Here is a 26,161-nt window from a genome sequence, read left to right on the forward strand (position 1 = left end):
AGCGCCACCGCAATGGGAATGGCCGCCACCACAAACGACAGCAGCAGCGAGCCCGCTACAGGCGTCAGCGGCTGCGCGAAAAGAATGCCCGCAGGTAAAGCGGTCGACAGGGTCATGGAGTCTCCTTGTTGGGTTTGCTTCGGGGCCGTGGTGGGTCCACGGTCTTGCATCTGGAAGGGTGTATGGATGCCAGCAAAGTCATCGGCTGCGAATCCAGGCGGACGCATTCTGGCGGGCGCAATGTCGGCTTGCAACCCAAAGTCAGACACTGCTCCAGTATTTACATTTTCTTACCGCATTCACGGCCTCATACACATGACAGTTGTGTCGTCCATCAAGGTAATCACGAGGTCTGTGCACGGACGCCGCCAGCACTGCGTTGATCACTGGCGTACCGGGCCTTCATATAGCCTCCGCGCCAAGTTCGAATCCAACGGGCTTGATTCTTGCTTCTTCGTCCCTATCTGCTGCTCAAAGCCGAAAGCGAACGTTCCATGGCCTGAGCGACAGACGTCGCCGCCGTGCATGAACCGTTCTGACGTTGCCCTTCACCAGACGTTGTCACCAACATTAACGAGGCTCGCCATGCAGACCATGATTTATGACTCCGACGCCTTCAGCGTCTTCCAGCTCGAATGGGCTGACGCCATCGCCGAGCCCAAGGCGGAAAGCCTCGGCGACGCGCAGCATGGCGGTTTCGAGATCGTCGACAAATTCGCCCGCAAGGAAATTTTCATCGAGGGCCTGGTGGCCGACGGCTTTCGCTTGCGGGTCCAGAGCCTGATGGCCGGCTCGCCGACCACCGACGACATCGACGATTTCCTCGACGGCTTCTCGGCACTGTCGCGCCAGAACCTGCACGCCCACTGAAGCACCGGGCCGGCTGGGTGCGATCCACGCCGTCGTGGCGCCGCGCACACACCCACGCACCGCCACGACGGCCCTCAGGCCTCTGCCCGTAACCTCGGCTGCGGCCGTGCTGCTTCCAAAGGACGGGCGTGGCTCTCGCTCGCCAGCAGCACGCACACCAGCGACACCACCAACCACGCCATCAGCACGCCAAACGCGGCCTGGAAAGCGTGCAGGCCATACAGGCGCACTCCTGCCTCGGCCCGACCCGTCCAGAGCGCATCCAGCACCCAGCCGAGCAAAGGCAGTTGCACCAGCGCGCCGATCATCACCCCGGTGTTGTGCACCCCGGTGGCGGTGCCGGCCAGGCTTGCGGGTACCGACTCCTTGGCCCAGGCGAAGCCCACCACCATGGCGCCGGAGCCCACGGCGCTCAAGAGCTGCACCGTCCACAGCACCCAGCCCGGCGCCTGGGGCCACAAGCTGAGTTGGGCGAAGCCCAGCAGCGCAAACATCGCGCCGGTCACATAAGGCAGCTTGCGCCGCCGCAGCCGGTCCGACAGCCGGCCCCAGGCAATGCCGCCGGCCGAAAATCCCACCAGCATGGCCGCAATCATCCACGACGCCTGGCTGCCGCTCATGCCCCGGTGCTGCTCCAGGAAAGGGGCGCCCCAAAGCGTGGTGAAGGTGAGAAAAGCGCCACAAACACCACTCGGCGCGACGAAGAGCAGCGCCGTGTTGCGCCAGCCCCAGACGGCGCGCAAACCCCGCAGCACCTCGCGCGCCGAGGTGGGCGGGCGCGGCGGCAGATAATCGCGGTAGCCGCGCTGATGCGGCGAGTTGCGAATGGTGCCCCAGGCCAGCAAGCCCAGCAGCACACAGATCACGCCCACGCCAGCCAGCGTCCAACGCCAGCCCCACCAGTGACTCATGGCCAGAAGTGGCGCCTGCGCCAGCACCGCGCCCAGCGTGCCCGCGCCCAGCGACAGGCCGGACATGGTGCCGAACACGCGCGGCGCGAACCAGCGCGCTGAAATTTCCAGCAGCGACACCCAGGCCACCCCATGCCCCAGGCCGATGAGCCCACGCGCCGCCAGCGCCAGGGGGTAGTTGGGCGCGGCTGCGAACAGCAGGGTGCCGACACCGGTCAGCAAGGTGCCGAACACGATCAGCGCCTTCGGGCCCCAGCGGTCGTTGGCAATGCCGGTGGGAATTTGCGAGGCGGCGTAGAAGTAAAAATAGAACGAGGCCAGATTGCCCAGTTGCGCCGCATTCAGGTGGAAATCGCGCATCAGCGGCACGTTCAACACCCCGGGGGTGACGCGCAGGAAAAACCCCGCCATATAGGCCGCAGCTGCCAGCGCCCACATCGCCAGGGCCAGACGCAAGGGCGGGTAGGAGGGCAGGTAGGTTGGGGTTTGAGAGGGGTTGGACATGCTGGCGGAGATGGGCCACAAACTCTAGCAGCGCGGGGGCAGCTGTGCTGAGATGCCGTGGACCCGTCCAGCTCCGTCACCCAGCCCTGGCCGATGCAACCCTTGGAAACCTGTTGCGTTGTCGCGCTGAAAACTTGTGATGCATCAAACCATGGTGATGCCCGAATTCCTAGACTCGCGCCCATGGAACATGCCACGACCCAGACCGCTTCGCCCAGGGCACGCCCTGGCGCCGCGCGTGCCCTGCGCCTGCAGGGCAGCGCCGGCGACTTGGCCGTGCGCGTGCTCAAGGCCATGGCGCATCACGAGCGCCTGGTCATTCTTTGCCTGTTGATGGACGGCGAGCTGTGCGTGCGCGACCTCGAACGCGGTGTCGGCATGCGTCAGGCCGCGCTGTCGCAGCAACTCGCCCGCCTGCGCGCCGAAAACATCGTCGAAGCCGACCGCCAGGGGCGCTTCATGCTCTACCGCATCAAGACCCCGCAAATCCTGGCCGTCGTTCGCGCCCTCTGCAGCGAATTGGCCGACTGACCGGCTCGGCCCGCGGGCCGAGCCGAAGCTCGAGTTCCGCGGCTCGACGATCTCCGCCGTGCAACACATGGGTGGTTGAAGCCTCGAGCCGGTCGGCACGGTTCGAACGGTGGGCTGCGCCGGACGCCGCCTCACCCTACCATCGGACCATGTCCGCCACCGCCTTTCTCACCCTGCTGGCCGCCGCCGTGCTGCTCGTGCCGCTGTTCAAGCGCCTCGGGCTGGGCTCGGTGCTGGGCTATCTGGTCGCGGGCGTGGCCGTCGGCCCTTACGGCCTGGGCGTGGACAGCCGGCCCGAGGCCATTCTGCACACGGCCGAACTGGGCGTGACCCTGCTGATGTTTCTCATCGGCCTGGAGTTGCAGCCCAGCCGGTTGTGGGCGCTGCGGCGCCAGGTGTTCGGTCTGGGCACGCTGCAGATGGCCGGCGTGGCGCTGCCCATCGCCGCACTCGGCGTCGCGTTCGGCCTGGGCTGGAGCGGAGCGGCGTTGGTGGGGGTGGCGCTGGCGATGTCGTCCACCGCCTACATCCTGCCGCTGCTGGCCGAGCGGCGCGAGCTCACCACGCGCTTCGGCCGCGAGTCCTTCGCCATCCTGCTGTTCCAGGACGTGAGCGTCATTCCCATCCTGGCGCTGCTGGCCCTGGCGGGCGTTGGGGGCAAGGCCCCGGGCTGGCCGGCGCTGGCGGCGCTGGTGCTGCTGGCCGTGGCGGGACGGCCGCTGCTGGCGACCATGTTCCGCTATGTCGCGCGCTTCGGCGGTGGCAACCGCGAGCTGTTCGCCGCGGCCGCGCTGCTGGGCGCGGTGGGCATCGCGGTGGGCTTGAGCAGTGTTGGCTTGTCGGCCTCGCTCGGGGCCTTCCTCGCCGGAGTCTTGCTGGCCGACTCGGAATTCCGCCACGCGCTGGAAGCCGCGATCGAGCCTTTCGAGAGCCTCTTGCTGGGCCTGTTCTTCATCGCCGTCGGCATGGGCATCCAGCTGTCGCTGGTGGCGGCCCGACCCCTGCTGGTGCTGGGCCTGGGAGCGGGCATCCTGCTGTTCAAGGCCGGCGTGCTGTATGCCGGGCGCCGCGCCCTCGGCGGCGGCGACGCGCTCAGCCGACCGCTGGCCATCATCCTCGCCTGCGGCGGCGAGTTCGCTTTCGTATTGCTGTCCAGCGCCCAGAGCGGCGGCCTGCTCGACCTTTCGACAACGGCGTTGCTGACCGTGGCCGTGGCCGTGTCCATGGCGCTCGCGCCCTTCCTGCTGATGCTGAACGACAAGCTCGTGGCGCCCTGGATGCGGGAGCGCGCCAAGCCCGCGTTCAGCGCCATCGACGAGCCCGCCAAGCCCGTCGTCATCGCCGGCTACGGCCGTTTCGGCCAGGTGGTCGGACGCATGCTCAACGCCCAGGGCGTGGAGTTCACGGCACTGGACGCAAGCCCGGAGCAGGTCGATTTCGTGCGCCGTTTCGGCAACAAGATCTACTACGGCGACGCCAGCCGCCTGGCATTGCTGCACGCCGCCCATGTGGGCGAGGCGCGCCTGTTCGTGCTGGCGGTGGACGACGTCGAAACCAGCCTGAAGATTGCCGCGTTGATGCGCATGCATTTCCCCGACGTGCCGCTGCTGGCGCGGGCGCGCAACCGCACCCACCTCATGCGCCTGCGCGAGATGGGCGTACGCGAGGCGATGCGCGAAACCTGGTGGTCCAGCGTCGAGCTGGGCAAGCTGGCGCTGAAAACGGTGCGGCCGGAACTGGATGTGGAGCGCTTCGCCGCCTTGTTCGCCGCCCACGACGCCCGTCTGCTGGAGCGCCAGCAGGCGGTGTATCACGACCAGGCGGCGCTCATTGCCCTGTCGAAAACGGCCAGTGCCGAACTGGAAGACATCCTGCAAGGCGACGCGCAGTTGCGCGAACACCAAACCCAGGCCGAGGCCGCGCCCGCGCCAACCACGTTGGCGGGTTGAATCGGCCGGCGAGTCGGCCCGGGCCGCGCGCCCAGTGCGCCCTCACCAGGTGCCGTGCAGGCCCCAGTAGATGATGAACACCGCCACCAGCGTGGAGATGGCCCAGGCCCAGGGCGGCATCTTGAGCCACAGGCGCTCGACCATGCTGTTGGGCATGAGGCCGCCATCCTCGCCGCGCACATTGCGCTCGAAGCGGGCGAAGAAATCCTCGATCAGCCCCTTGACCGCCTGGTCCACCGCGCTCTGGCCCATCTGCGCGATGGCGCCGCCGACCTCGGCGCTCGCCTGGTAGTTCATCTGCGTGCCGCCGTCGCTGGGCTGCAGGGCGATGAGCGCCCGACCCAGGCCGAAGCCCGCATTGCCGCCATTGCCCTCGAAACGCAGCACGTAGCTGTGCGGTGGATTCACGTCTTCCAGCGTCAGGGTGCTGGAAAAACGGGTCTTGTAGCTCGCAATGTTCAAAACCTGCACGACCTCGAACTGGCCGTCACCAGTCTGCGTGACCGACTCGCAGCCCGGAATGCAGGCTTTGAGCATGGCCGTGGTGTTGAGCGCTTTCCACGTTTGTTCCGGGGTGAGGGGGATGTTGCGTTTGCCTTGGACGTCCATGATGGCCTCGTTGATTTTGTGGGGTGAACGCGCTGCGTCCGATGCAATATTGATCTGTACTTATATTCCATCCGCCCCCCTAGATTCAAGCTGCAGTGCAGCAAAACTCGGGAAACCCCCTTTAGGGATTTCGCCAAACCTCCGGGGAGCCCCTGTGAAATCCGGTCGTCATGGGCCACTGGGCACGCGCCCGATGTGACATCGGGACGCAAGTTTGAAGCTTGAGCGCGCGGCGGGCGCGCTACAGTTGCGCCATGAATATCGTGATCCTGGATGACTATCAGGACGCCGTGCGCAAGTTGGCCTGTTTCGCCAACCTGAGCGGGCACGACGTCAAAGTGTTCAACAACAACGTGAAGGGCTCCGGCCAGTTGGCCGTGCGTTTGCGCGATGCCCAGGTGGTGGTGCTCAATCGCGAGCGCACCACGCTGAACCGTGCGGTGCTGGAGAAGTGCCCCAAGCTCAAGCTGGTGGTGCAGACCGGGCGCGCCGGCGCCCATCTGGATGTGGACGCCTGCACCCAGCTCGGCATCGGCGTGGTCGAAGGCAGTGTCGACGCCGCGCCTGCGGCCGAGTTCACCTGGGCCCTCATCATGGCGGCGATGCGGCGCCTGCCGCAGCATGTCGCCAGCCTGAAGCAAGGCGCCTGGCAGCAGCCGGGGCTGAAGTCGCAATCCATGCCCGTGAACTTCGGCCTGGGCCAGCGCCTGGCCGGCAAGACCTTGGGCATTTGGGGCTATGGCCGCATCGGCCGCATCGTGGCCGGCTACGGCCAGGCCTTCGGCATGCGGGTGTTGGTGTGGGGACGCGAAGCGTCGCGTCATGCCGCGGCGGAGCAGGGCCTGGAGGTGGCCGAAAGCCGCGAAGTCCTCTTCGCGCAAAGCGATGTGCTCTCCTTGCACCTGCGCCTGAACGACGAGACGCGCGGCCTCATCACCCTGGCCGACCTGTCGCAGATGAAGCCTCAGGCCGTGTTGGTGAACACCGCGCGCGCCGAACTCATCGCCCCGGACGCGCTGGTTTCGGCGCTCAACCGCGGCCGCCCCGGCATGGCGGCGGTGGACGTGTTCGAGTCCGAACCCATCATGCGGGGCAATCCGCTGCTGCGCCTGGAGAACGCCATCTGCACGCCTCATGTCGGCTATGTGGAACTGGAGCATTACGAGCACCTGTTCGGCCAGGCCTTTGCCGCCATCGCGCATTTCGCCGCCGGCCGCACCGACGGCCTGCTCAACCCCAAGGCCGTGGAGCGGCTGCGCTGAACCGGCCAAGCCGGCTTCGGGTTCGAATGCACGACGCGCCAGGCGCGAACGTGCGAAGACCGGCCCGCGTCAGCGCGGCTCTTGCGTCGTGGTCTTGGCGGGCACTTCGGCCACGTCCACAACATCGTGCGCCGTCAACTTGCGGCTGACTTCGCCCGCGGCGTTGGCGGCAGAAGCCGGCGTCGGGGGCGTCGTCGCGGTGGACGCCGCCGCTTCGGTCGACTCGGCGTCGCGGATGCCGTCCTTGAAGCCCTTCACCGCCTGGCCCAGATCAGTGCCGATGTTCTTCAACTTCTTGGTGCCGAACACCATCATCACAATCACCAGCACGATGAGCCAATGCCAGATGCTGAATTCACCCATGTCCGTCTCCCAATCTACAACGCAAACGATGCGCGCCATGCCCCATGTTGGTCGGAGCCGGACGCGCGCTCAATGTTCCCCGCCATTTACTTGCCGATGCAAAAGCGGCTGAAAATGTCGCCAAGCAAATCATCCGCCGTCACTTCGCCGGTGATCGCCATCAGCGGCTGATGCGCCAGCCGAAGTTCCTCGGCCAGCAGGTCGAGTGCCGGCACGGCCGCGCCTAGCAGCCCCTGTCCCACCATGAGATGCGCGGCGCAGGCCTCGAGCGCCTGGACATGGCGGGCGCGGGCGAGAAACACGCCCTCGGGCAGCGTCCGCCAGCCACAGCCGGCGAGCAGGGCCTGGCGCAGCGCGTCCAGCCCGGTGTGCTGGCGCGCTGAAAAATTCAGCACAGCGGTCTCGTCCTCAGCCCAGCCCATCGCCTGGCAGAATTGCCGGCGCCTGACTTCGGCCACGGCCGCGTCCAGCGCGTCGACCTTGTTCCAGGCATGCAGCAGCGCCGGGCGGTGCCGCGCCAGGCTGGCGGCAATTTGCGCCTCGGCCAGCGCGTAATCGGGTTCGTGCAGACGGGTGAGGTCGTGCAGGAAAACCACGGCGTCGGCCTCGGCAATCGCGTCCCAGCTGCGCGCCACGCCGATGCGCTCGACGGCGTCACCCGTGTCACGCAGCCCCGCGGTGTCGATGATGTGCAGCGGCACGCCCTCGATCTGGATGGCCTGGCTGACGCGGTCGCGCGTGGTGCCGGGCACGTCGGTGACGATGGCCAGCTCCGCCCCCGCCAGGGCGTTGAGCAGCGAGCTCTTGCCCACGTTCGGCTGGCCGGCCAGCACCACATGCAGGCCCTCGCGCAGCAGCGCCCCCTGGCGGGTGCGCGCCAACATCGCCGCCAGCTGCTCCTGCAACGCCTGCAGCCGGCCGGCCACGCCCGCGGCGCGGATGAAGTCGATGTCTTCCTCGGGAAAATCCAGCGTCGCCTCCACCAGGGCGCGAAGCTCGCGCAGGCGATCCGCCAGTGCGAGCACCCGCTGCGACAACTCGCCGGCAAGCGAGCGCGAGGCGCTGCGCGCCGCGGTTGCCGTGGTGGCATCGATCAGGTCGGCGACGGCTTCGGCCTGCGCCAGATCGAGCTTGCCGTTGAGAAACGCGCGCTGGGTGAACTCGCCCGGTTCGGCCGGGCGCAGCCCGCTGTCGCGGCCCAGTTCCAGCAAGCGCAGCAGCAGCAGTTGCAGCACCACTGGACCGCCGTGCACCTGCAACTCCAGCACGTCTTCGCCGGTGTAGGAATGCGGCGCCGGGAAATGCAGCGCCAACCCGGTGTCGATGACGCACCCCTCGGCGTCGCGAAACGGCAGCAGCGTGGCGTGGCGCGGTTCGAGGTCGCGCCCGCACAGCGCGCGAACCAGGTCACGCAAGTCGCGGCCCGTGGCCCGCACGATGCCGACCGCGCCGCGGCCCGGCGCGGTGGCCACGGCGGCGATGGGGTCCGCCTGCTGCGCCAGCGGGTTCATCGCGGGTCGAAGGTCGCGGACTGAATCTGCGGCCTCACACCGCCCGCAGCAGCGAACGCCGTGCCGTTCACTTGGGTTGGGTGAATTCCGGCACGCCCATTTTCTTGTTGATGAACCACTGCTGGGCGATGGAGAAGATGTTGTTCGTCAGCCAGTACAGCACCAGGCCGGCCGGGAAGAAGAAGAACATCACCGAGAACGCCAGCGGCATGATCATCATCAGCCGCGCCTGCATCGGATCGGGCGGCTTGGGGTTGAGCATGACTTGCAGGAACGAGGTCCCCGTCATGATCACCGGCAGGATGTAGAACGGATCCTTGGCCGAGAGATCGTGGATCCACAACATCCACGGCGCCCCGCGCAACTCGACGCTGGACAGCAGCACCCAGTAGAGCGCGATGAACACCGGAATCTGAATCACGATGGGCAGGCAGCCGCCCAGCGGGTTGATCTTCTCCTTGCGGTACATCTCCACCATGGCGGCATTCATCGCCGCCGGGTCGTCCTTGTGGCGCTCGCGCAGCGCCGTCAGGCGCGGGGCCACGGCCTTCATCCGCGCCATCGACTTGTAGCTGGCGGCCGTGAGCGGGAAGAACAGCAGCTTGAGCAGGATGGTCAGGCCGATGATGGACCAACCCCAGTTGCCCAGCACCTTGTGAACCTGCTCCAGCACCCAGAACAGCGGCTTGGCGATGATGGTCACCCAGCCGTAGTCCTTCACCAGCTCGAAGCCGGGCGCCAGGCCGGCGAGCTGGCTCTCGATCTCGGGACCGACATACAGCGTGTCGTTCTGCACCGTCTGCGCCCCCGGCGCGAGCGTCGGCAGCGGCAGCATCACGCCGACCGCATACAGATTGGGCTCGAGCTTGCGCAGATAGAACTCGCGGGCGCCCTTGTCCGGCTGCGGCAGCCAGGCGGTGACGAAGTAATGCTGCACCATCGCCAGCCAGCCATCTTCGCTCTTGATGGTCTTGACCTGGTCGCTGATGTCCTTGAACTCGTATTTCTGGAACTTGTCCTTGCTGTCGTAGATCGTGGGGCCGGTGAAGGTGTGATAGAAGTGGGTGCCGGTGCTCGGGTCGTTGCCGTCGCGCACGAGTTGCATGTAAAGCTGGGCCGTCGCTGGCGCCGCGCCCTTGTTGACGACGGTGTTGCGCACCGCGATCACATAGCTGCCGCGCTTGAAGGTGTAGCTGCGCGTGAGCTGCAGCCCGCCCACCACCGGCGACTGCAGGCGCACCGTGAGCGTGTCGGCCGAGCCCATGTCGGTCGGCCCGGGCAGCAGCGTCATCGGCGTCTTGTGGTTGGGGAAGTCGCCGCCCACCAACCCGCTTTGCGCCATATAGATGTTGCTGCCGCTGTTGTCGAACAGCACCACGTCATCCTTGGCATCGGCATGGCTGGTGTAGTCCAGCAGCCGCGCGTAGACCAGATTGCCGCCCTCGCTCGACACCTTCATGTCCAGCACGTCGGTGCGGATGGTGGTGAGCTGGGCAGCGGGTGACGTTGCGGCAGTTGCCACCGCGGGCGCGGGCACCCCGCCGGGCGGCGCGGCGGCGACCGACGCGGTGGGCGTGGGCACATCGCCCGAGCGGCCGACGGCCGCAGGCGCAGGAGCCGTGGCCACCGGCGCTTCGCCAAACAGGCCGCTCTGGCCGTTGTAGCGCAGCCAGGAGTTGTACAAAAAGATCACCGAGATGGTGAAAATCACCCACAAAACGGAGCGGCGAAAGTCCATGCGAAATCCTGCGGCAATGCGGTTGAAATTCGGAGAGAAGCTGGAGGGGAGGCTGCGGTCAACCGGGTATTAGACCTGAGGCGGCGTGACAGTATCTTTCAGCGGCTTGCCAGCAGCTGCGGGCGCATCTTGCGCGGGTGAATCGAAGCCGTCGTCCGGCAGCTCGTCGCGGCGCCAGGCAGCCCAGCGAAAAACACGGGGTGCGGGATCGTGGCCACCCTCGCACCAGGGGTTGCAACGCACGATGCGCATCATCCCCAGATAGCTGCCCCGTGCGGAGCCATGCTGGCGCAATGCGTCGAGGGTGTATTGCGAGCAAGTCGGCGTGAAGCGGCATTGACCTCCCACCCAGGGACTGAGCAGCAACTGGTAGCCGCGCACCAACAGCATCAACAAACGCCTCATGACAAACTCCGCACATCGGCCACGGGCAGGCGTGCCAACCGCGCCGAATACTGGTTCAGCAAGGCCTGGAGTTGCTGCCGCACATAGCGGCCCAGCAACGGCGAACGCGCACTGCTGAAGGTTTCGGGCAATTTGCGCGTGAGCTTGAGCACCAGCACCGGCGGCTCCAGCGGCCAGTCCGGCGCCTGCAGCAGATGTGCGCGCAAGCCTTCGCGCATATGGCGGCGAATCAGGTTGCGGCGCACGGCATGCTTGCACACCCGCTTGGGCAGGACGAAACCCAGCACGCAGCAGCGAGGCGCCATGGGGCTGGCGCCCGGCCTCACGGGCGCGGCGCCTGCGATCGAACTTTCCGTGTCCGGCCAGGCCGGTTTTGGCGGCGTCAAGCCCAGGCGCTCGGCCTCGAACGCGAGCAAGCTGCGATGGTGCAGTCGAAACTCCTGCGCCTGCAGGCCAGGCGCACGCAGGCTGGCCAAGAAGGATTGCGGCTGGTCCAGTGGAACGATTCGCACATCGAACAAATCGACGTTCGCATTGGGGGGGAATGCCCCAAACGTGGCTTGCCCCGACACCGTCTGCCCAGCGGCGATCTGCGATGGTCTCATCGGCGTTCCCCAAGCTTGTGCGGTGGTTGTCTGCCGTTGCGGCGGTCTACCGGCTGCACCGGGATCAAGACAGCGCATCGAGGTCGTACACCCAGGTTCTTCATCGAAGCGCTGCAAACAGCAAAGCCCACGAGCGCTTGCCTGGGTTCAGGCAGCCTTCATCGTGGGCTGAAACTGGAGCAGCTGGCATGGCGCCGCTGCCCTGGATGCATGAAAACCGGCGCGCGCCCCTGGACCGCCAAACTTAGACCGCCAAGCGCTTGCGGCCCTTCGCGCGACGGGCGTTGATCACGGCGCGGCCGCCTACGGTGCGCATGCGCACCAGAAAACCGTGGGTACGTTTGCGACGGGTCTTGGACGGCTGATAGGTACGTTTCATGATGAGACTCGGTGGGGCTGATCTGGGATGATTCTGGCGATCCTGGCGTGATCGCGATGCCTGCTGGCTTGGTCTGGATGCATTCCCTGGTCCGGACGCATTCGATCCTTATCCTCGCAAGCTCGAACAAAGTCAATGGCCAAGGCCATGTGAATTTTGTGAAAAACATGTGATTTCAACAAATTAGGCTCAAGATGTCAATGCACGCGAATCAACTTGGCAAACCGGCGTTGCTGGGAGCCGGGTCTTGACGCCAAGCCCGGCGAGATCGCGATGGCGCGTCTGGCTAAAAATTTGAGTGGCCGGGTCTGTGGATAACTCCGCCTGTTGGACTAAACTGGAAGACCATAAATTCCCACCGTCGATGGCTTTTCGGTTGCACGACCGCCGCGTCCATGAAACGCCCGGCTCTGACTGAATCCAGCGATCGCAACGTGGGCGCGGCGATCCCGGTGCCACACACCCGACGCCAGCGAAAACCAACAGTGTCCATCGACCCACATGTCCCTCGAACAGATCTGGCAAGCCTGTTATACCCAGCTTGCTGGCGAAATCCCCGTCCAGCAATTCTCCGCCTGGATCAAGCCTCTCGCGCCGCCTAGTTGGAGCGACGATCACTCCACGGCCACGCTGGCCGTGCCCAACCGCTTCAAAATGGATTGGCTGCGGGCGCAGTACGGCGAGCGCATCAGCCAGGCGCTGGCCAATGCCGCAGGACGGCCGGTGCAACTCGAGTTTGCGATTCAAAAACATGTGCACAAACCCGCCGCTGCGGTGCAGCGCGTCGACGCCGCCGAGGACCTGCAAAACGCCGCGGCCAGGAATGGCATGGCCCGTGCCGGGCATGGTGTCCTAAACACCAGTGCCGCGACCCAGGCTGCCGAGGCACGGGCTGCTGCGTCCTTGCAGGAATCCGAGGCGATCGAGCGCTCGCGGCTCAACCCCGCGCTGACCTTCGAGAGTCTGGTTCCGGGCAAGGCCAACCAGTTGGCGCGCGCGGCGGCGCTGCAAGTTTCGGAAAATCCCGGCAAGTCCTACAACCCGCTGTTTCTGTACGGGGGCGTGGGCCTGGGCAAGACGCACTTGGTGCAGGCCGTGGGCAACGCCTTGCTGGCGGCCAAGCCCGGGGCGCGCATTCGCTATCTGCAGGCCGAGCAGTTCGTGAGCGAAGTGGTGAAGGCCTACCAGCGCAAGACGTTCGACGAGTTCAAGCGCTATTACCACTCGCTGGACTTGCTGCTGATCGACGACGTGCAGTTTTTCGCCGGCAAGGAAAAAACGCAGGAAGAGTTTTTCTACACCTTTGAAGCCTTGGCGGCGAAACGGGCGCAAATCATTCTCACGAGTGACACCTATCCCAAGGAATTGCAGGAAATCGACGCCCGCCTGACCTCGCGCTTCGACTCGGGCCTGACCGTGGCGCTGGAGCCGCCGGAGCTGGAAATGCGCGTGGCCATCCTGCTGCGCAAGGCCGAGGTCGAGCTGGTGAGCCTGGGTGAGGACGTGGCCTTCTTCGTCGCGAAGAATGTGCGCTCCAACGTGCGCGAACTCGAAGGCGCACTGCGCAAGATCCTGGCTTATGCGCGGTTTTCGGGCGAGGAGATTTCCATCGGCCTGGCGCGCGAGGCGCTGAAAGATCTGCTGTCGCTGCAGAACCGGCAGGTCTCGGTCGAGAACATCCAGAAGACCGTGGCGGACTTCTACAAGATCAAAGTGGCCGATATGTATTCCAAGCGCCGCCCCGCATCCATCGCCCGGCCGCGGCAAATCGCCATGTATCTGGCCAAGGAACTCACACAGAAAAGCCTGCCCGAGATTGGCGAGCTTTTCGGCGGCCGGGACCACACCACGGTTCTGCATGCCGTGCGCAAGATGACGCAGGAGCGCACGCGCATGCAAGAACTCAACCAGCAACTGCATGTGCTGGAACAAACCCTGAAGGGATGAACAAGGCTGTGGACGGATTGTGGGCCAAGGTTGAACAAGCATGGCCTGACGCCGCAGCGGCTCGAGTTGTTCATGTTGACGCGCCTAAACTTGCTGCGTTGTCCCCAGCGCAAAAATTTTGCAAGTCTTTGATATAAAAAAAGAAAATGACTTATCCGCAAGAACGTCGGCTCTCCTGTTACTAGTCCTATTCTGAAAAGGAAGATTCACAATGAACAGACTAAGCGTATCGCGTGAGGCCTTGCTCAAGGGGTTGGGGGGTGTGGCCGGAATCGTGGAACGGCGGCAGACACTGCCGGTACTGGCCAATGTGCTCATGCAGCCGCAAGGCGATGATCTGGCCTTGACCACCAGCGATATGGAAATTCAGATGCGCATGCGCACCGCCGTGGGTGAGGGCCATGCGGCCAGCGCGGATCTGCAACCCACCACGGTGAATGCGCGCAAGTTGATCGACATCTTGCGTGCTGCTCCTGCTGCGGACGCGACGTTGGAATGGATGGACGGCAAGTTCACGGTCCGCTGTGGCAAGTCGCGGTTTTCCCTGCAGACCCTGCCGGCCGACGACTTCCCGTTGGTGAAAGAAGCTGCCGACTATTCCGCCCAGCCCCTGGTGATGGCGCAGGGCCAGCTCAAGCGCATGCTGGGGCTGGTGCATTTCGCCATGGCGCAGCACGACATTCGCTACTACCTCAACGGTCTGCTGCTGGTGGCGGACGGTCATCAACTCACCCTGGTGTCGACCGATGGCCACCGCCTGGCGCTGGTGACGACGCAGGTCGAAGGCCTGGCCGACAAGCGCGAAGTGATTCTGCCGCGCAAGACGGTGATGGAATTGCTGCGACTGCTGAGCGATGGCGACGAGCCCATCGAGATGCGCTTCGCCTCGAATCAGGCGCGGCTCACGTTCGGCACCATGGACCTGGTCAGCAAGCTGGTGGAGGGCAAGTTCCCCGACTATCAGCGCGTCGTGCCCAAGGGCCACAAATTTCATTTGACGCTGGCAAGGCAGGCTTTGCTGGCGGCGCTGCAGCGCGTGGCCATCGTCACGAGCGACAAGTTCAAGGGCGTACGCATCAATCTCGAACCTGCGACCCTGCGCATTTCCTCCACCAATGCCGAGCAGGAAGAAGCGCAGGAGGAACTCGATGTGGAGTACAACGGCGACGCCATTGAAATTGGTTTCAACGTGGCTTACCTGATCGACGTCCTTTCCAACCTTCCCGGCGAAACCGTGCGCCTCGATCTGCTGGACGGCAACAGCAGCGTGCTGCTGACCCTGCCTGACGACGCCACCTTCAAGTACGTGGTCATGCCCATGCGGATCTGATGCCATGCGCCGACAGTTGCCTCGCCGCGTTCCCGCACCACACGCGAACACTCTCCAGATTTTCGACCATGCAGGCGTCGACTTGGCCTGTGGTTTCCGATGTTTTGACCGAGCTTCCTCATGAGCGATACCACGAATTCCAGCACCAGCCCAACCCCCAGCGACGCCGCCAACGCAGGACAAAGCTACAGCGAATCGTCCATCCAGATCCTCGAAGGGCTGGAGGCTGTGCGCAAGCGCCCGGGCATGTACATCGGCGACACCTCGGACGGCACCGGCCTGCACCATCTCGTGTTCGAGGTGGTGGACAACTCCATCGACGAAGCGCTGGCCGGCTATTGCGACGATATCGTCGTCACCATCCATTCCGACAACTCCATCAGCGTGACCGACAACGGTCGCGGCATCCCCATCGGCATCAAGCACGACGACAAGCACGAACCCAAGCGCAGCGCGGCGGAAATTGCGCTCACCGAATTGCACGCCGGCGGCAAGTTCAACCAGAACAGCTACAAGGTCTCGGGCGGCCTGCACGGCGTGGGGGTGAGCTGTGTCAATGCGCTGTCGCAGTGGCTGCGCCTGACCGTGCGCCGCGACGGCCAGGTACATGTGCTGGAGTTCGCCCGCGGCGCGGTGCAGAACCGCATCACCGAGCTGCAGGACGGCATCGAACTGTCGCCCATGCGGGTGCAGGGCAAGACGGACAAACGCGGCACCGAGGTGCATTTCCTGCCCGACACCGAAATTTTCGACAACGTCGATTTTCACTACGACGTGCTGGCCAAACGTCTGCGCGAGCTTTCCTTCCTCAACAACGGCGTGAAGATTCGCCTGGTCGACGAGCGCCAGGGCAAGGAAGAGAACTTCGCCTACACCGGCGGGGTCAAGGGTTTCGTCGAATACATCAATCGCGGCAAGAGCGTGCTGCACCCGACGATTTTCTACGCCATGGGCGAGAAGATGACCGAGCAGGGATCGCCCATCATTTCCGAAGTGGCGATGCAGTGGAACGATGGCTATGCCGAGAACATGCTCTGCTACACCAACAACATTCCGCAACGCGACGGCGGCACCCACCTCACCGGCATGCGCGCGGCCATGACCCGCGTCATCAACAAATACATCGACGACACCGAGCTGGCGAAGAGGGCCAAGGTCGAGGTCACTGGCGACGACATGCGCGAGGGCCTGACCTGCGTGCTGTCGGTGAAAGTGCCCGACCCCAAGTTCTCCAGCCAGACCAAGGACAAGCTGGTGTCCAGCGAAGTTCGCGCCCCGGTGGAAGATGTGGTGGCCAAGGCCCTCACCGACTACCTGCAGGAGAACCCGAACGATGCCAAGGTGATTTGCAGCAAGATCGTGGATTCGGCCCGCGCCCGCGAAGCCGCGCGCAAGGCACGCGAACTCACGCGCCGCAAAGGCGTGCTCGACGGCATGGGCCTGCCCGGCAAGCTGGCCGACTGCCAGGAGAAGGATCCGGCGCTGTGCGAGATCTACATCGTCGAGGGCGACTCCGCCGGCGGCTCGGCCAAGCAGGGGCGCGACCGCAAGTTCCAGGCCATCCTGCCACTGCGCGGCAAGATTCTGAATGTGGAAAAAGCGCGCTACGAAAAGCTGCTCACCAGCAATGAAATCCTCACCCTCATCACCGCTCTGGGGACCGGGATCGGCAAGGACGATTTCGACGTCGCCAAGCTGCGCTATCACCGCATCATCATCATGACCGACGCCGACGTCGATGGCGCCCACATACGCACCCTGCTGCTCACTTTCCTCTACCGCCAGATGGCCGAACTGGTCGAGCGCGGCCATGTCTACATCGCCCAGCCGCCGCTCTACAAGGTCAAGCACGGCAAGGACGAGCAGTACCTCAAAGATGCGCACGAGCTCGACGCCTACCTGCTGCAAGTGGCGCTGCGCGACGCCGCCATTCTCACCAGCGCGCAGCCCGACGCCACCACCCTCACGGGCGATGCCTTGCAGCAACTCGCGCGCCAGTACATGCTGGCCGAGGGCGTCATCGCGCGCTTGTCCGCCTTCATGGACGAGGAGGCGCTGCGCGCCATCGCCAACGGCGTGGCCATCGCGCTCGACACGCCCGAGCAGGCGACCGAGTCCGCCGCCCGGCTGCAGGCCTCCTTGCTGGCGGCCCACGTCAATGGCGTGGTGCCCAATGTGCAGGCTGAAACTGATCCGCGCAGCGACAAGCAATTTCTGCGCATCGCCCGGCATCACCACGGCAATGTGCGCGCAAGCGTCATCACCGCCGACTTCGCGCACGGCGCCGACTACGCCGTGCTGGCGCAAACCGCGCAGACCTTCACCGGCCTGCTCGCCCAAGGCGCCGTGGTCAGCAAGGGCCAGGGCGACAACGCCAAACAAACCGCGGTGGCCGACTTCCGCGAAGCCATGACCTGGCTGCTGCGCCTGGCCGAAGCCAGCGTCGGCCGCCAGCGTTACAAGGGCCTGGGTGAAATGAACCCCATCCAGCTCTGGGAAACCACGATGGATCCAGCCGTGAGGCGCATGTTGCGCGTGCAGATCGACGATGCCATCGAGGCCGATCGCGTGTTCACCATGCTCATGGGCGACGATGTCGAGCCGCGCCGCGACTTCATCGAAACCAACGCCCTGCGCGCGGCGAACCTGGATGTGTAATTCTTCTGGGTCAACCCGGTGTCCCGCTTGGCGACGACGAGTTCCCGTTTCCGCCCGTGTCGCGGGAAAATGCAGAGGTGACGAGCAAATCTTGTGCTGCGGCGTTCAGCGCGTTTCGCGGTGCTCGTTGGTGTCGACATTGACGTCGAGGAGCCAGCAGATTCAACGCAGTGCAATCACGCCTTGGTGGCTGAACGGGATCTGCAGCATGGTCAGGCCGATCTCGGCGTGGCCCTGGAGTTGGTAATTCACCTGGCCGTCGGGGGGTAGGTTGGCAAGGACGCCCAGCAGGCTGGCGCTGTCGACGTCCAGGCGCACCGGCACCATGGCCCGGCCGCCTGCGGGGATGTTGACCGGGGTGGTGCTTTGGCCCTGCGCCACGTCGATGCCGTTGAACCCGCAATGGAAACGCAGCGCCTGCAGCGGCAGGGCGAGGCCGGCGGTGTTGCGGATCGACAGCGTCAGGTCCAGCACCGCGGTTTGGCCCTGGAAGTTGATGCCGTTGACGCTGGCGATGGAGACCTCGGGCGCGGTCTGCGCCAGCGCTGCCGGTACGCCGAGCCAGGCACCGAGGACGGCGCAGGCGGCGAGCTTGCAACAGGCGCGGCGGCGCTCAAGCACCGGCGTAGTCCACCAGGGTGAACAGCGACAGCCCGCTGGCGCGCAGCGCGGTCGAGCCCCCGAGTTCGGGCAGATCGACGATGGCGGCGCCTTCGATCACGCGGGCGCCGAGTTTCTCCAGCAGGCGCTTGCCGGCCATCATGGTGCCGCCGGTGGCGATGAGGTCGTCGATCAACAGCACGCGGTTGTCCGGCCGCACCGCGTCGGTGTGGATTTCCACCGTGGCGCTGCCGTATTCCAGCTCGTAGCTTTCCTCCACCGTGGCGTAAGGCAGTTTGCCTTTTTTGCGGATGGGAACGAAGCCGATATTGAGTTCGTAGGCAATCACCGCGCCGAGGATGAAGCCGCGCGCGTCGATGCCGGCCACCACGTCCGGCCGCAGTTCGGGCGCCATGTAGCGGTGCACGAACTGGTCGATCAGCACGCGGAACACGCGCGGGTTCTGCAGCAAGGGCGTGATGTCGCGGAACTGCACGCCGGGCGCGGGCCAGTCGGGCACGGTGCGGATATGGTCGCGCAGGTAAGTGTTGACGTCCATCGGCGAGGTTTGGTTTTGGGGAAGGAGGAACGCGCTTTCAACCGACGAAGCCAGGCGCCTGATCGCGTGGTTCAACCGGGCTGGACGCTTGCCCGAACACGTCCTGATACGACGCGTACGACGCCCCCGACAACACCGGCAGCAGCACCAGCAGGCCCAGGCCCATCGGAATCATGGCGACGAAGCCGATGGGGATGAGCAGCAGCGTGAACAGCAGCAGCGCGCCGAAGTTGGCGAAGCCGGCCTTGAACGACAGCTGAATAGCATCCCACGGCGCCACGCCGCCCAGCGTGACCAGGGTGTTGACGAACCAGAACGCGACGTTCAGCAGGAACAGTGCGAGCAGCGCCAGCAGCATCAGTGTGAACATGCCGCTGGCGACGGCGCCCAGGCCGGCCATCATCCCCAAACCCGGCGTCATCAAGTGCGACAGCGCTCCCATGCTCGCCAGGCCGACGCCGAACATCGCGCCCACGCCCAGCACCAGCAAGGCACCGAAGGCGCCGCCCAGCACCAGCACGAGCACCGACACCAGCAGCAAGGGGCCGACGCGGTCCTTCCAAAGCTGGGTGGAGTCCCGCAGCGCACCCTCGGTGGCCGGCTCCACCGGCATGCCCTGCGGCGTGATGCTGCGCGCCTGCGCCCAGCGCCGGCGTAGGAAGGAGGCATACACCGCGCCCAGGGCGAACAGCGGCAGGCTGAGCCATTGCGACAACAGCCCGCCCAGTGGCAAGGCGCGCAACACCAGCAGGATGATGAGCAGGCCGATGCTCAGGCCCACCCAGGGCAGCGGTGCGCGCATGAAACTGCGCCAGCCCTCACCCCACCAGGCCAGGGCCTGGCCTGCGGGTACGTGGCGGTACGGCCGGTTGCTTGCGGGATTCATGGCAGCCTCCTGGTATGGGGTGACGCCATTATCCCCGGCCGCGGTGAAGGCGGTCCAGGGAGGCTGGTCCGTGGCCGGTGGTACGGAGCATGCACGCGGCGAGACGCTGCGCAAGGCCTGCCGACAGGCGCAACTCCGTAGCTGGTCCGTGGCGGAGGTACGCGGCAAGTATGCCGCGAGATCCTTCGCGCGGCGCGCGAACAGGCGCAGGCCTGTTCGCTGGTCCGCGCTCAGCGGGCGATGTCTTCCAGGCGGCGCTGCGTCGCCTTCGGCCCCATGATGCCGATGACGATGGCCACGCCCACCATGGCGGCGGCGATGAAGGTGAACACGCCGACATCGCCCGACGTCTTGAGCAGGTCGGCGATGATGAAGCCGCTGATCACCGCGCTGATGCGGCTGAACGAATAGACGAAGCCCACGGCCTGGGCTCGGATGCGCGTGGGGTACAGCTCGCTCTGGTAGGCGTGGAAGGCATAACTCATGATGTTGTTGCAGAAGGTCACGAGAATGCCGAACAGGATGATGGCCGCAGCGCCGCCGGCGTTGGCGAACAGCAGCCCGAACAGCGCCACGCCCAGCGCGGGAACCACGATCAGCCATTTGCGCTCGAAGCGGTCGCCGAAGGTGGTGCCGATGAGCGAGGACACCGGGTAGGCGATGGCGATGATGAAGGTGTAGAGCAGCGACTTCGGAATGTCGTAACCCTTGGCGATGAGATAGGTCGGCGCCCAACTGGCAAAGCCGTAATAGCCCACGGTTTGCAGGATGTTGAACATGATGAGCATGATGGTGCGCTTGCGGTATGCCGCGCTCCAGATCTCGCTCCAGCGGCCCTGCACTTCGGCGGTTTCGCCCGGCACCACATGTGGTTGCGGCAGCGCCTGTCCGGTCTCGGCCGTCACCTTGGCTTCGATGCGCTGCAGGATGGCGTCGGCCTCGGCCACGCGGCCCTTGCGCTCCAGCCAGCGCGGCGATTCCGGCAGCCCCAGGCGAATGAACCAGATGGGAATGGCGCCCACTGCGCCGATGATGGCCACCCAGCGCCAGCCGTCCAGCCCGGCCAGGGTGTGGGGCACCAGCAGCCAGCCGAGAAACGCGACGATGGGCACGGCGCTGAAGGTGATGAACTGGTTCATCGCAAAGTACGAACCGCGCTTGGCCTGCGGTGCCAGTTCCGAGACATAGGCGTCGATGTTCACCAGTTCGACGCCGATGCCGATGGAGGCAATGAAGCGCCAGATGTCGATGCTCATCGCCGTCTGCTGAAACGCCATGATGAGGGTGGCGATGCAGTACCAGACCAGCGCCCAGGTGTAACCGGCCGCCGGCCGTAGCGGTCCGAGAACCAGCTCACGAACAACGTGCCCACCCACAGGCCCAGGAACAGCGCGGCAACGAAGCTGGCGATGCCCTCGAAGCCGAGAAATGCCTTGGTGGTGGCCGTGAACACCCCGCTCTTGAACATGCCGGGGGCGATGTAGGCGGTGAGGAACAGGTCGTAGAACTCGAAGCAGCCGCCGAGCGACAGCAGCACGACCATATTGCGCACCGTGTTTGATGGCGGCAGGCGGTCGATGCGGGCGGCGATGGTGGCGGCGGTGGACGTGGGCGCCGCAGCCGACGCGGGAATGCTGCTCATGGTTTGTCTCCCCAATTGCTGCTACGTGGCAATCATGGGCACAAACGCTGGAAATCTGTGTATCGAAATGCGTGTTTGCGTCACGTTTGACGACGCGACGCATCGGGCATGCCGTCTACCGCACCGGCAGCGGAATGCGCTCGCGCTCGTCGCCCGGGATGGTGGGGAAGCGCTCGGCGGCCCAGTCGGCCCGGGCCTGCTCGATGCGCTCGCGCCGGCTGGAGGCGAAGTTCCAGTGGATGAAGCGTGGGCCATCCAAGGGCTCGCCGGCGATCAGCACGGCTTCGGTGCCGGCATCGGCTTGCACCTCCGCGGTCTGGCCGGGGGCGAGCAGCGCCATTTGGCCGGTCTGCAGCGTGATGCCGCCCAGGTGGATGGCGCCGCGCGCTGGATAGATGGCGCGCTCGGTGTAGTCCGGTTCAAGACGCCAACCGCCCGCCTCATGCCAGTGGGCATAGGCCAGCGGCGAGAGCACCGGCACGGGCGAGGCCAGGCCAAAAGCACGGCCCAGCAGCACGCGCACATGCACCGCACCCAGCGTGGTCTCGGGCAGATCGCCGGCCGCCGCATGGTGAAAGCCCGGCGCGTCGTCCTCATGCGCCTGGGGCAGCGCCACCCAGAGCTGCAGGCCGTGGCTGGTCCAGGGGCGGCTGCGCAGGTCGTCGGGCACGCGCTCGGAATGCACGATGCCGCGCCCCGCCAGCATCCAGTTCACCGCGCCGGGTTCGATGCGCTGCACGGTGCCGAGATGGTCGCGGTGCAGCATGGCGCCTTCGAACAGATAGGTCACGGTCGCCAGGCCGATATGCGGGTGCGGCCGCACGTCCACGTTCTGGCCGGCGGCAATGGTGGTGGGGCCGAAGTGGTCGAAAAAAATGAAGGGGCCGACGCCCTGCTGCGGATGACCGGGCAGCAGCCGCCGCACGACGAAGCCGCCGCCAAGGTCGTGTTCGTGGGCCTGGTAGAGGTGGCGAATGCCGGTGCTGGGATCGGGGGTGGTCATGGCTGGGGCTCCGGTCTTGGGCGTTATTGGACGTGTCGGCGTGCTTGGTCCGGGGGAGGCACGCGGGCGGCGCGGACGTCCCGCGAAGGTGGCGCAGGGCAGGGACATCGCCAAGCCCTTGCGTTCGGTGCGGGCGCCCACATATCACCATAATCGAAGATGACCCAACCCGCCGCGCCTGCAGCATTTGCCGGTGCGGCGGCCCCACTGGAGCTTGCCATGTCTGTCACCACCACGCTATCCGATTCCACGGGCCTCGCGCCTTCCGTCGCTGCGCCGGCATCAGCCGCCTCGGGCGACGCTCTCATGCGCGTGGCCCGCGTGGTGGATGGCCGCGCCAGCAGCGACGGCGACGGCGTGAAGCTCACCCGCGTGCTGGAGCCGGAACTCGCGGCGTTGATCGACCCCTTTCTGCTGTTCGACGAGTTCCGCTCCGACACCGCGGCCGACTACATCGGCGGCTTCCCGCCGCACCCGCATCGCGGCTTCGAGACCGTCACCTACATGATGGCCGGGCGCATGCGCCATGGCGACAACAAGGGCAACCGCGGCGACCTCTCCCCCGGCAGCGTGCAGTGGATGACGGCCGCGCGCGGCATCGTCCACGAGGAGATGCCGCAGCAGGAGCAGGGCCTGATGTGGGGCTTCCAGCTCTGGGTCAACCTGCCCGGGGTGAACAAGATGGACGACCCGGCCTACCAGGACATCGCTCCCGGCAGCATTCCGCAGGTGCAGCGCGCGGACGGCGTGCAGGCGCGCGTCGTCGCCGGCAGCTTTGCCGGCGACGACGGCACGCCCGTGCACGGCCCGGTGCGCGAGCGCCCGACCCAGCCCACCTATCTCGACCTGACCGTTCCGGCAGGCCAGACCTTCTACTGGACCGCACCTGCTGGCCACACCGTGCTGGTGCACGGCATCGAGGGCGAATTCGGCGTCGGCCCGGATGCCGCGCCGCTGCGCCCGCACCGCATGGCCATCCTGCGCGCCAGCGACACCGCGTCCGTGCTGCGGGTGCAAGCAGGCGACACCCCGGGCCGCTTCCTGCTCATCGCCGGACGGCCGCTACGCGAGCCGGTGGCGCACTACGGCCCGTTCGTGATGAACACCCGTGAGGAAGTGATGCAGGCCGTGCAGGACTACCAGGCCGGGAGGTTCTGAACGTCCGAGGGGCGATCCCAAGGAAACGCCGGGCCGTTCCCAAGTTTCCTTGACCCCCCTTCCAGGGGGCACTCCACCCATCAAGCGCTGCGGTCGTGCACCGGCGCCTGCTCGGCATGGGCATGCACGGCGGCGAGCGCGGCGTCGCGGGCTCCCGCCTTGGCGAACATCGGGCTGGTGCCGACGATCTGGTGGTTGCCGGCTTTCAGGTTGAAATAGGCGCGCCCGTCGCTTGCGGTCAGGTGCTCGAAGCGCTCGGCCAGCAAGCTGTTTTTCTTCACCGAAGCGATGCCGTTCTCGGCCGAGGGCTTGGACTCGTAGGTTTCGCTGCGCAGCAAAGTGCCGCCGTCGGCGCCCTTGAGGGAAAAGTGGAAGTGGCCTTTGTCGTTTTTGAGCAATTCGAAACTGACGGCCCTGGTGGACTCCTGATCGTGGAGTGCAAAAGACCCGCGCCATGTTGAAAGGGCGCCGGCTCCCCAGGCCCTGGCCGATGGTAGGCGCCGCGAGTGGCGAATGCGACAACTGTCAAGACCACGGCAGGGCGCATCAAAACAGCATGCCCTGCCGCGCATCCACCGCCCGCACCCTGCACGGTGGGCGAAACGCGCTGCAGTCCAAGGCCGTTAGCCCGCCTGCGCGCAGACCGGCGCGGACGCTGGCTTTGGCGATGCGTTGGCGGATGAGGTCGGCCCAGGGGCCGGTGCCGTGCATGCGCTGGCCGAAGCTGGCGTCGTAGTCGCGTCCCGGGCGGCCATGATGCGCGGCGCGTTGCGCCGGGACGATGCCGTGCAAGTCCTGCACCCGCGCCATCACCCGCGCGGCGCGCTCGGGGACATGCACCTCCAGCCATTGCCGGAACAGCGGCGCCACCTCCCAGGGCAGGCGCAGCACGGTGTGGTGGATGCTGCGCGCGCCGGCTTCGACCGCGGCCTGGATGATGGTTTCGATTTCGCCATCGTTGATGAAGGGAATGATGGGCGCCACGTTCACGCCCACCGGCACGCCGGCCAAAGCCAGCCTGCGCACCACCTCCAGCCGGCGCTGAGGCGCGGCGGCGCGGGGCTCGAGGATGCGGGCGAGCGGCGCGTCCAGCGTGGTGATGCTCACGCTCACCCAGGCGCGGCCGGCTTGCGCGGCTGGGGCGATGAGGTCGAGGTCGCGCAGCACGCCGGCGGACTTGGTGATGATGGCGTAAGGATGGGCGCAGTCGCCCAGCACCTGCAGCACGGCGCGGGTGATGCGCAGCTCGCGCTCGATGGGCTGGTAGGCGTCGGTGATGGAGCCGATGGCGATGCTGCTGGCCTGGTGGCCGGGCCGTGCCAGTTCGCGCTCCAGCACACTGGCGGCGTTGATTTTCGCCACCAGCCGGGTCTCGAAATCCAGCCCGGGGGAGAGGTCCAGATAGGCATGCGTCGGCCGCGCGTAGCAGTAGATGCAGCCATGCTCGCAACTGCGGTAGGGGTTGAGCGAGCGGGTGAAGGGAATGTCGGGCGAGCTGTTGCGCGTGAGCAGGGAACGCGCCTGCTCGTGGGTCACGGTGGCGGCGGGGCTTCGCCGCGGGCGAGCGCGTCTTCATCCAGCGTGCCCCAGCCGTCGTCGAAGGCATCGCGCGCGTTGTGCTCGAAGCGGTGGGCGATGGGCACCGCCGTACCCCGCCCCTTGAGCGCGGCGCGGCCTGGATCGGGAACGGCAGCGGCGACTGCTGCATGGTGGATGGGGATGGTTTTTGGGGGTATCACGATGCCTGAATAACTGGATAAAAAACCAGTTTATGCCTGGCTTGGTGCGACCGCAAGGACGGTTCTGATCAGGGCCGGCGCAGCCAACGCCACCAAGCCGCTGCCGGCTCGCCTCGCCCCCAACGCCGGCGCGGCGGCTGAAAGGCACATGACGCAACAGGATGGGGAGAAATGCCGGCGTCGATCAAGTCGCGCCAAAGCCCCAGCGCCACAGCAGATACACCGCCAGTCCCCCGGCGATGGCGGCCAGCAGGCGGCGCGTGCCCAGCACCAGCAAGGCGCTGGCCAGGGCGCCGGCCAACCAGGGGTTGCGCCAGCTCAGGTCCCAATGCTGGCCGTCGGGCAGCAGCACCATGGGAGCGACGATGGCCGTGAGCACCGCCACCGGCACATGGCGCAGCGCCTGGCGCACGCGCGGGGAGAACCGCAGCCGGCTGCCCAGCCCGAACAGGGCGTAGCGGATGGTGAAGGTCACCGCCGCCATGCCTCCGATCACGACCCAGAGCGTGGCGTTCATCGCGCGTTCTCCGTGCTGTCGGGCTTGGGCGAACGCGCGGCGGCGCGCGCGTCCAGCCACACCCCGACCAGCACCCCGGCGAGCGCCGCCGCCAACAGCGAAAGCTTGTAGGGCAGATCGCGCCAGCAAGGCCACCGCCGCCGCGGCGAGGCTGGCGGCGATGCTCGGCGTGTCGCGCAACAAGGGCACGACGATGCCCACGAACGTGGCCACCAGCGCGAACTCCAGCCCCAGATGCGCGAGCGCCGGGTTGGCCCGCCCCAGCCACACGCCAGCCGCCGTCCACCCCAGCCAGTTGGCGTACATGATGGCGCCGGAGCCCGCCGTGTACCAGTGCTTGAACGGGGCGCCGTCGTCGCGCGCGTAGCGGTGATACACCACGGCATAGGTTTCGTCGGTGAGCCAGAAGGCCAGCAGCATGCGCCAGCGCTGCGGCAGGCGCGCCACCTGGGGCTGCAGGCTGGCGGAAGAACGTTCTTGCGCTT

Annotated in this window: 25 protein-coding genes and 2 pseudogenes; 9 read left to right on the top strand and 18 right to left on the bottom strand. The window is 66.1% G+C overall.

From position 1 onward, the window contains the following. Positions 1–585 precede the first annotated feature (585 nt). Complete coding sequence (locus ACYCUK_RS14190) at positions 586–870, top strand: BTH_I0359 family protein (RefSeq protein WP_461595362.1); 285 nt, start codon at positions 586–588, stop codon at positions 868–870. A gap of 74 nt (positions 871–944) precedes the next feature. On the opposite strand, the gene ACYCUK_RS14195 is transcribed toward ACYCUK_RS14190, so the two are convergent. Then, positions 945–2,285, bottom strand: coding sequence for an MFS transporter (locus tag ACYCUK_RS14195; RefSeq protein WP_461595363.1), 1,341 nt, complete (start codon positions 2,283–2,285; stop codon positions 945–947). A 183-nt stretch (positions 2,286–2,468) separates the two neighbouring features. On the opposite strand from ACYCUK_RS14195, the gene ACYCUK_RS14200 reads away from it, so the two are divergent. Both ACYCUK_RS14200 and ACYCUK_RS14205 read left to right on the top strand, forming a co-directional pair. After that, complete coding sequence (locus tag ACYCUK_RS14200) at positions 2,469–2,816, top strand: ArsR/SmtB family transcription factor (protein WP_461595364.1); 348 nt, start codon at positions 2,469–2,471, stop codon at positions 2,814–2,816. A 149-nt stretch (positions 2,817–2,965) separates the two neighbouring features. After that, a complete protein-coding gene (locus tag ACYCUK_RS14205; RefSeq protein ID WP_461595365.1) occupies positions 2,966–4,765 on the top strand; it encodes a cation:proton antiporter domain-containing protein in 1,800 nt (599 codons plus the stop codon). A gap of 42 nt (positions 4,766–4,807) precedes the next feature. Here ACYCUK_RS14205 and ACYCUK_RS14210 read toward each other — a convergent pair whose 3' ends face one another. After that, entirely contained in the window at positions 4,808–5,374 is a 567-nt protein-coding gene (locus ACYCUK_RS14210; protein ID WP_461595366.1) for a CoxG family protein, read from the bottom strand. Between the two features lie 254 nt (positions 5,375–5,628). Between ACYCUK_RS14210 and ACYCUK_RS14215 the strand changes: the two genes are divergently transcribed. After that, a complete protein-coding gene (locus ACYCUK_RS14215; RefSeq protein WP_461595367.1) occupies positions 5,629–6,636 on the top strand; it encodes a D-2-hydroxyacid dehydrogenase family protein in 1,008 nt (335 codons plus the stop codon). Between the two features lie 69 nt (positions 6,637–6,705). Here ACYCUK_RS14215 and tatA read toward each other — a convergent pair whose 3' ends face one another. The 6 genes from tatA to rpmH all read right to left on the bottom strand — a co-directional run bounded on the left by tatA (position 6,706) and on the right by rpmH (position 11,637). Continuing rightward, a complete protein-coding gene (gene tatA / locus ACYCUK_RS14220; protein ID WP_461595368.1) occupies positions 6,706–6,999 on the bottom strand; it encodes a Sec-independent protein translocase subunit TatA in 294 nt (97 codons plus the stop codon). An 86-nt stretch (positions 7,000–7,085) separates the two neighbouring features. Then, a complete protein-coding gene (mnmE, locus tag ACYCUK_RS14225; RefSeq protein ID WP_461595369.1) occupies positions 7,086–8,510 on the bottom strand; it encodes a tRNA uridine-5-carboxymethylaminomethyl(34) synthesis GTPase MnmE in 1,425 nt (474 codons plus the stop codon). 67 nt (positions 8,511–8,577) lie between these two features. Continuing rightward, complete coding sequence (yidC, locus tag ACYCUK_RS14230; protein WP_461595370.1) at positions 8,578–10,248, bottom strand: membrane protein insertase YidC; 1,671 nt, start codon at positions 10,246–10,248, stop codon at positions 8,578–8,580. Between the two features lie 69 nt (positions 10,249–10,317). Then, positions 10,318–10,653 (bottom strand): membrane protein insertion efficiency factor YidD, encoded by a 336-nt coding sequence (gene yidD / locus ACYCUK_RS14235; RefSeq protein WP_461595371.1) that lies wholly within the window; start codon positions 10,651–10,653, stop codon positions 10,318–10,320. After that, positions 10,650–11,258, bottom strand: coding sequence for a ribonuclease P protein component (locus ACYCUK_RS14240; protein WP_461595372.1), 609 nt, complete (start codon positions 11,256–11,258; stop codon positions 10,650–10,652). Before ACYCUK_RS14240 ends, yidD begins: the two co-directional genes overlap by 4 nt. A gap of 244 nt (positions 11,259–11,502) precedes the next feature. Beyond that, positions 11,503–11,637 carry a 50S ribosomal protein L34 gene (rpmH, locus tag ACYCUK_RS14245; protein ID WP_461595373.1) on the bottom strand — a complete coding sequence of 45 codons (135 nt, stop codon included), beginning with the start codon at positions 11,635–11,637 and terminating at the stop codon, positions 11,503–11,505. An 11-nt stretch (positions 11,638–11,648) separates the two neighbouring features. Here rpmH and ACYCUK_RS14250 point away from each other — a divergent pair, with 11 nt between their 5' ends. The 4 genes from ACYCUK_RS14250 to gyrB all read left to right on the top strand — a co-directional run bounded on the left by ACYCUK_RS14250 (position 11,649) and on the right by gyrB (position 17,572). After that, positions 11,649–11,810, top strand: coding sequence for a hypothetical protein (locus ACYCUK_RS14250; RefSeq protein WP_461595374.1), 162 nt, complete (start codon positions 11,649–11,651; stop codon positions 11,808–11,810). A 328-nt stretch (positions 11,811–12,138) separates the two neighbouring features. Beyond that, entirely contained in the window at positions 12,139–13,584 is a 1,446-nt protein-coding gene (gene dnaA, locus ACYCUK_RS14255; protein ID WP_461595375.1) for a chromosomal replication initiator protein DnaA, read from the top strand. Between the two features lie 211 nt (positions 13,585–13,795). Continuing rightward, the gene (gene dnaN / locus ACYCUK_RS14260) at positions 13,796–14,914 is read left to right on the top strand and encodes a DNA polymerase III subunit beta (RefSeq protein ID WP_461595376.1); all 1,119 of its coding nucleotides are present in this window, start codon (positions 13,796–13,798) and stop codon (positions 14,912–14,914) included. A gap of 120 nt (positions 14,915–15,034) precedes the next feature. Continuing rightward, the gene (gene gyrB / locus ACYCUK_RS14265; RefSeq protein WP_461595377.1) at positions 15,035–17,572 is read left to right on the top strand and encodes a DNA topoisomerase (ATP-hydrolyzing) subunit B; all 2,538 of its coding nucleotides are present in this window, start codon (positions 15,035–15,037) and stop codon (positions 17,570–17,572) included. Positions 17,573–17,734: 162 nt separating this feature from the next. On the opposite strand, the gene ACYCUK_RS14270 is transcribed toward gyrB, so the two are convergent. The 6 genes from ACYCUK_RS14270 to ACYCUK_RS14295 all read right to left on the bottom strand — a co-directional run bounded on the left by ACYCUK_RS14270 (position 17,735) and on the right by ACYCUK_RS14295 (position 22,262). After that, positions 17,735–18,193 (bottom strand): LEA/WHy family protein, encoded by a 459-nt coding sequence (locus ACYCUK_RS14270; RefSeq protein WP_461595378.1) that lies wholly within the window; start codon positions 18,191–18,193, stop codon positions 17,735–17,737. Continuing rightward, positions 18,186–18,731 carry an adenine phosphoribosyltransferase gene (locus ACYCUK_RS14275; protein ID WP_461595379.1) on the bottom strand — a complete coding sequence of 182 codons (546 nt, stop codon included), beginning with the start codon at positions 18,729–18,731 and terminating at the stop codon, positions 18,186–18,188. Before ACYCUK_RS14275 ends, ACYCUK_RS14270 begins: the two co-directional genes overlap by 8 nt. 37 nt (positions 18,732–18,768) lie before the next feature. Continuing rightward, a complete protein-coding gene (locus tag ACYCUK_RS14280; protein WP_461595380.1) occupies positions 18,769–19,617 on the bottom strand; it encodes a hypothetical protein in 849 nt (282 codons plus the stop codon). A gap of 230 nt (positions 19,618–19,847) precedes the next feature. Then, positions 19,848–20,894 carry an MFS transporter gene (locus tag ACYCUK_RS14285; protein ID WP_461595381.1) on the bottom strand — a complete coding sequence of 349 codons (1,047 nt, stop codon included), beginning with the start codon at positions 20,892–20,894 and terminating at the stop codon, positions 19,848–19,850. Further along, entirely contained in the window at positions 20,870–21,259 is a 390-nt protein-coding gene (locus ACYCUK_RS14290) for a hypothetical protein (protein WP_461595382.1), read from the bottom strand. Before ACYCUK_RS14290 ends, ACYCUK_RS14285 begins: the two co-directional genes overlap by 25 nt. Before the next feature lie 115 nt (positions 21,260–21,374). Then, positions 21,375–22,262, bottom strand: coding sequence for a pirin family protein (locus ACYCUK_RS14295; protein WP_461595383.1), 888 nt, complete (start codon positions 22,260–22,262; stop codon positions 21,375–21,377). A 306-nt stretch (positions 22,263–22,568) separates the two neighbouring features. On the opposite strand from ACYCUK_RS14295, the gene ACYCUK_RS14300 reads away from it, so the two are divergent. Beyond that, positions 22,569–23,420: a pirin family protein gene (locus ACYCUK_RS14300; RefSeq protein ID WP_461595391.1), complete on the top strand. Its 852-nt coding sequence runs from the start codon at positions 22,569–22,571 to the stop codon at positions 23,418–23,420. An 80-nt stretch (positions 23,421–23,500) separates the two neighbouring features. Here the strand turns inward: ACYCUK_RS14300 and ACYCUK_RS14305 are convergent, their stop codons facing one another. The 4 genes and pseudogenes from ACYCUK_RS14305 to ACYCUK_RS14320 all read right to left on the bottom strand — a co-directional run. After that, positions 23,501–23,818 carry a YegP family protein gene (locus tag ACYCUK_RS14305; RefSeq protein WP_461595384.1) on the bottom strand — a complete coding sequence of 106 codons (318 nt, stop codon included), beginning with the start codon at positions 23,816–23,818 and terminating at the stop codon, positions 23,501–23,503. A 148-nt stretch (positions 23,819–23,966) separates the two neighbouring features. Then, positions 23,967–25,156, bottom strand: a pseudogene (locus ACYCUK_RS14310) (PA0069 family radical SAM protein). Between the two features lie 187 nt (positions 25,157–25,343). Next, positions 25,344–25,676 (bottom strand): AzlD domain-containing protein, encoded by a 333-nt coding sequence (locus tag ACYCUK_RS14315; protein ID WP_461595392.1) that lies wholly within the window; start codon positions 25,674–25,676, stop codon positions 25,344–25,346. A gap of 315 nt (positions 25,677–25,991) precedes the next feature. Then, positions 25,992–26,096: pseudogene (locus ACYCUK_RS14320) on the bottom strand (AzlC family ABC transporter permease); the annotation flags it as partial. Between the last annotated feature and the right edge of the window lie 65 nt (positions 26,097–26,161).

The sequence above is a fragment of the Thiomonas sp. genome, from assembly GCF_054608695.1.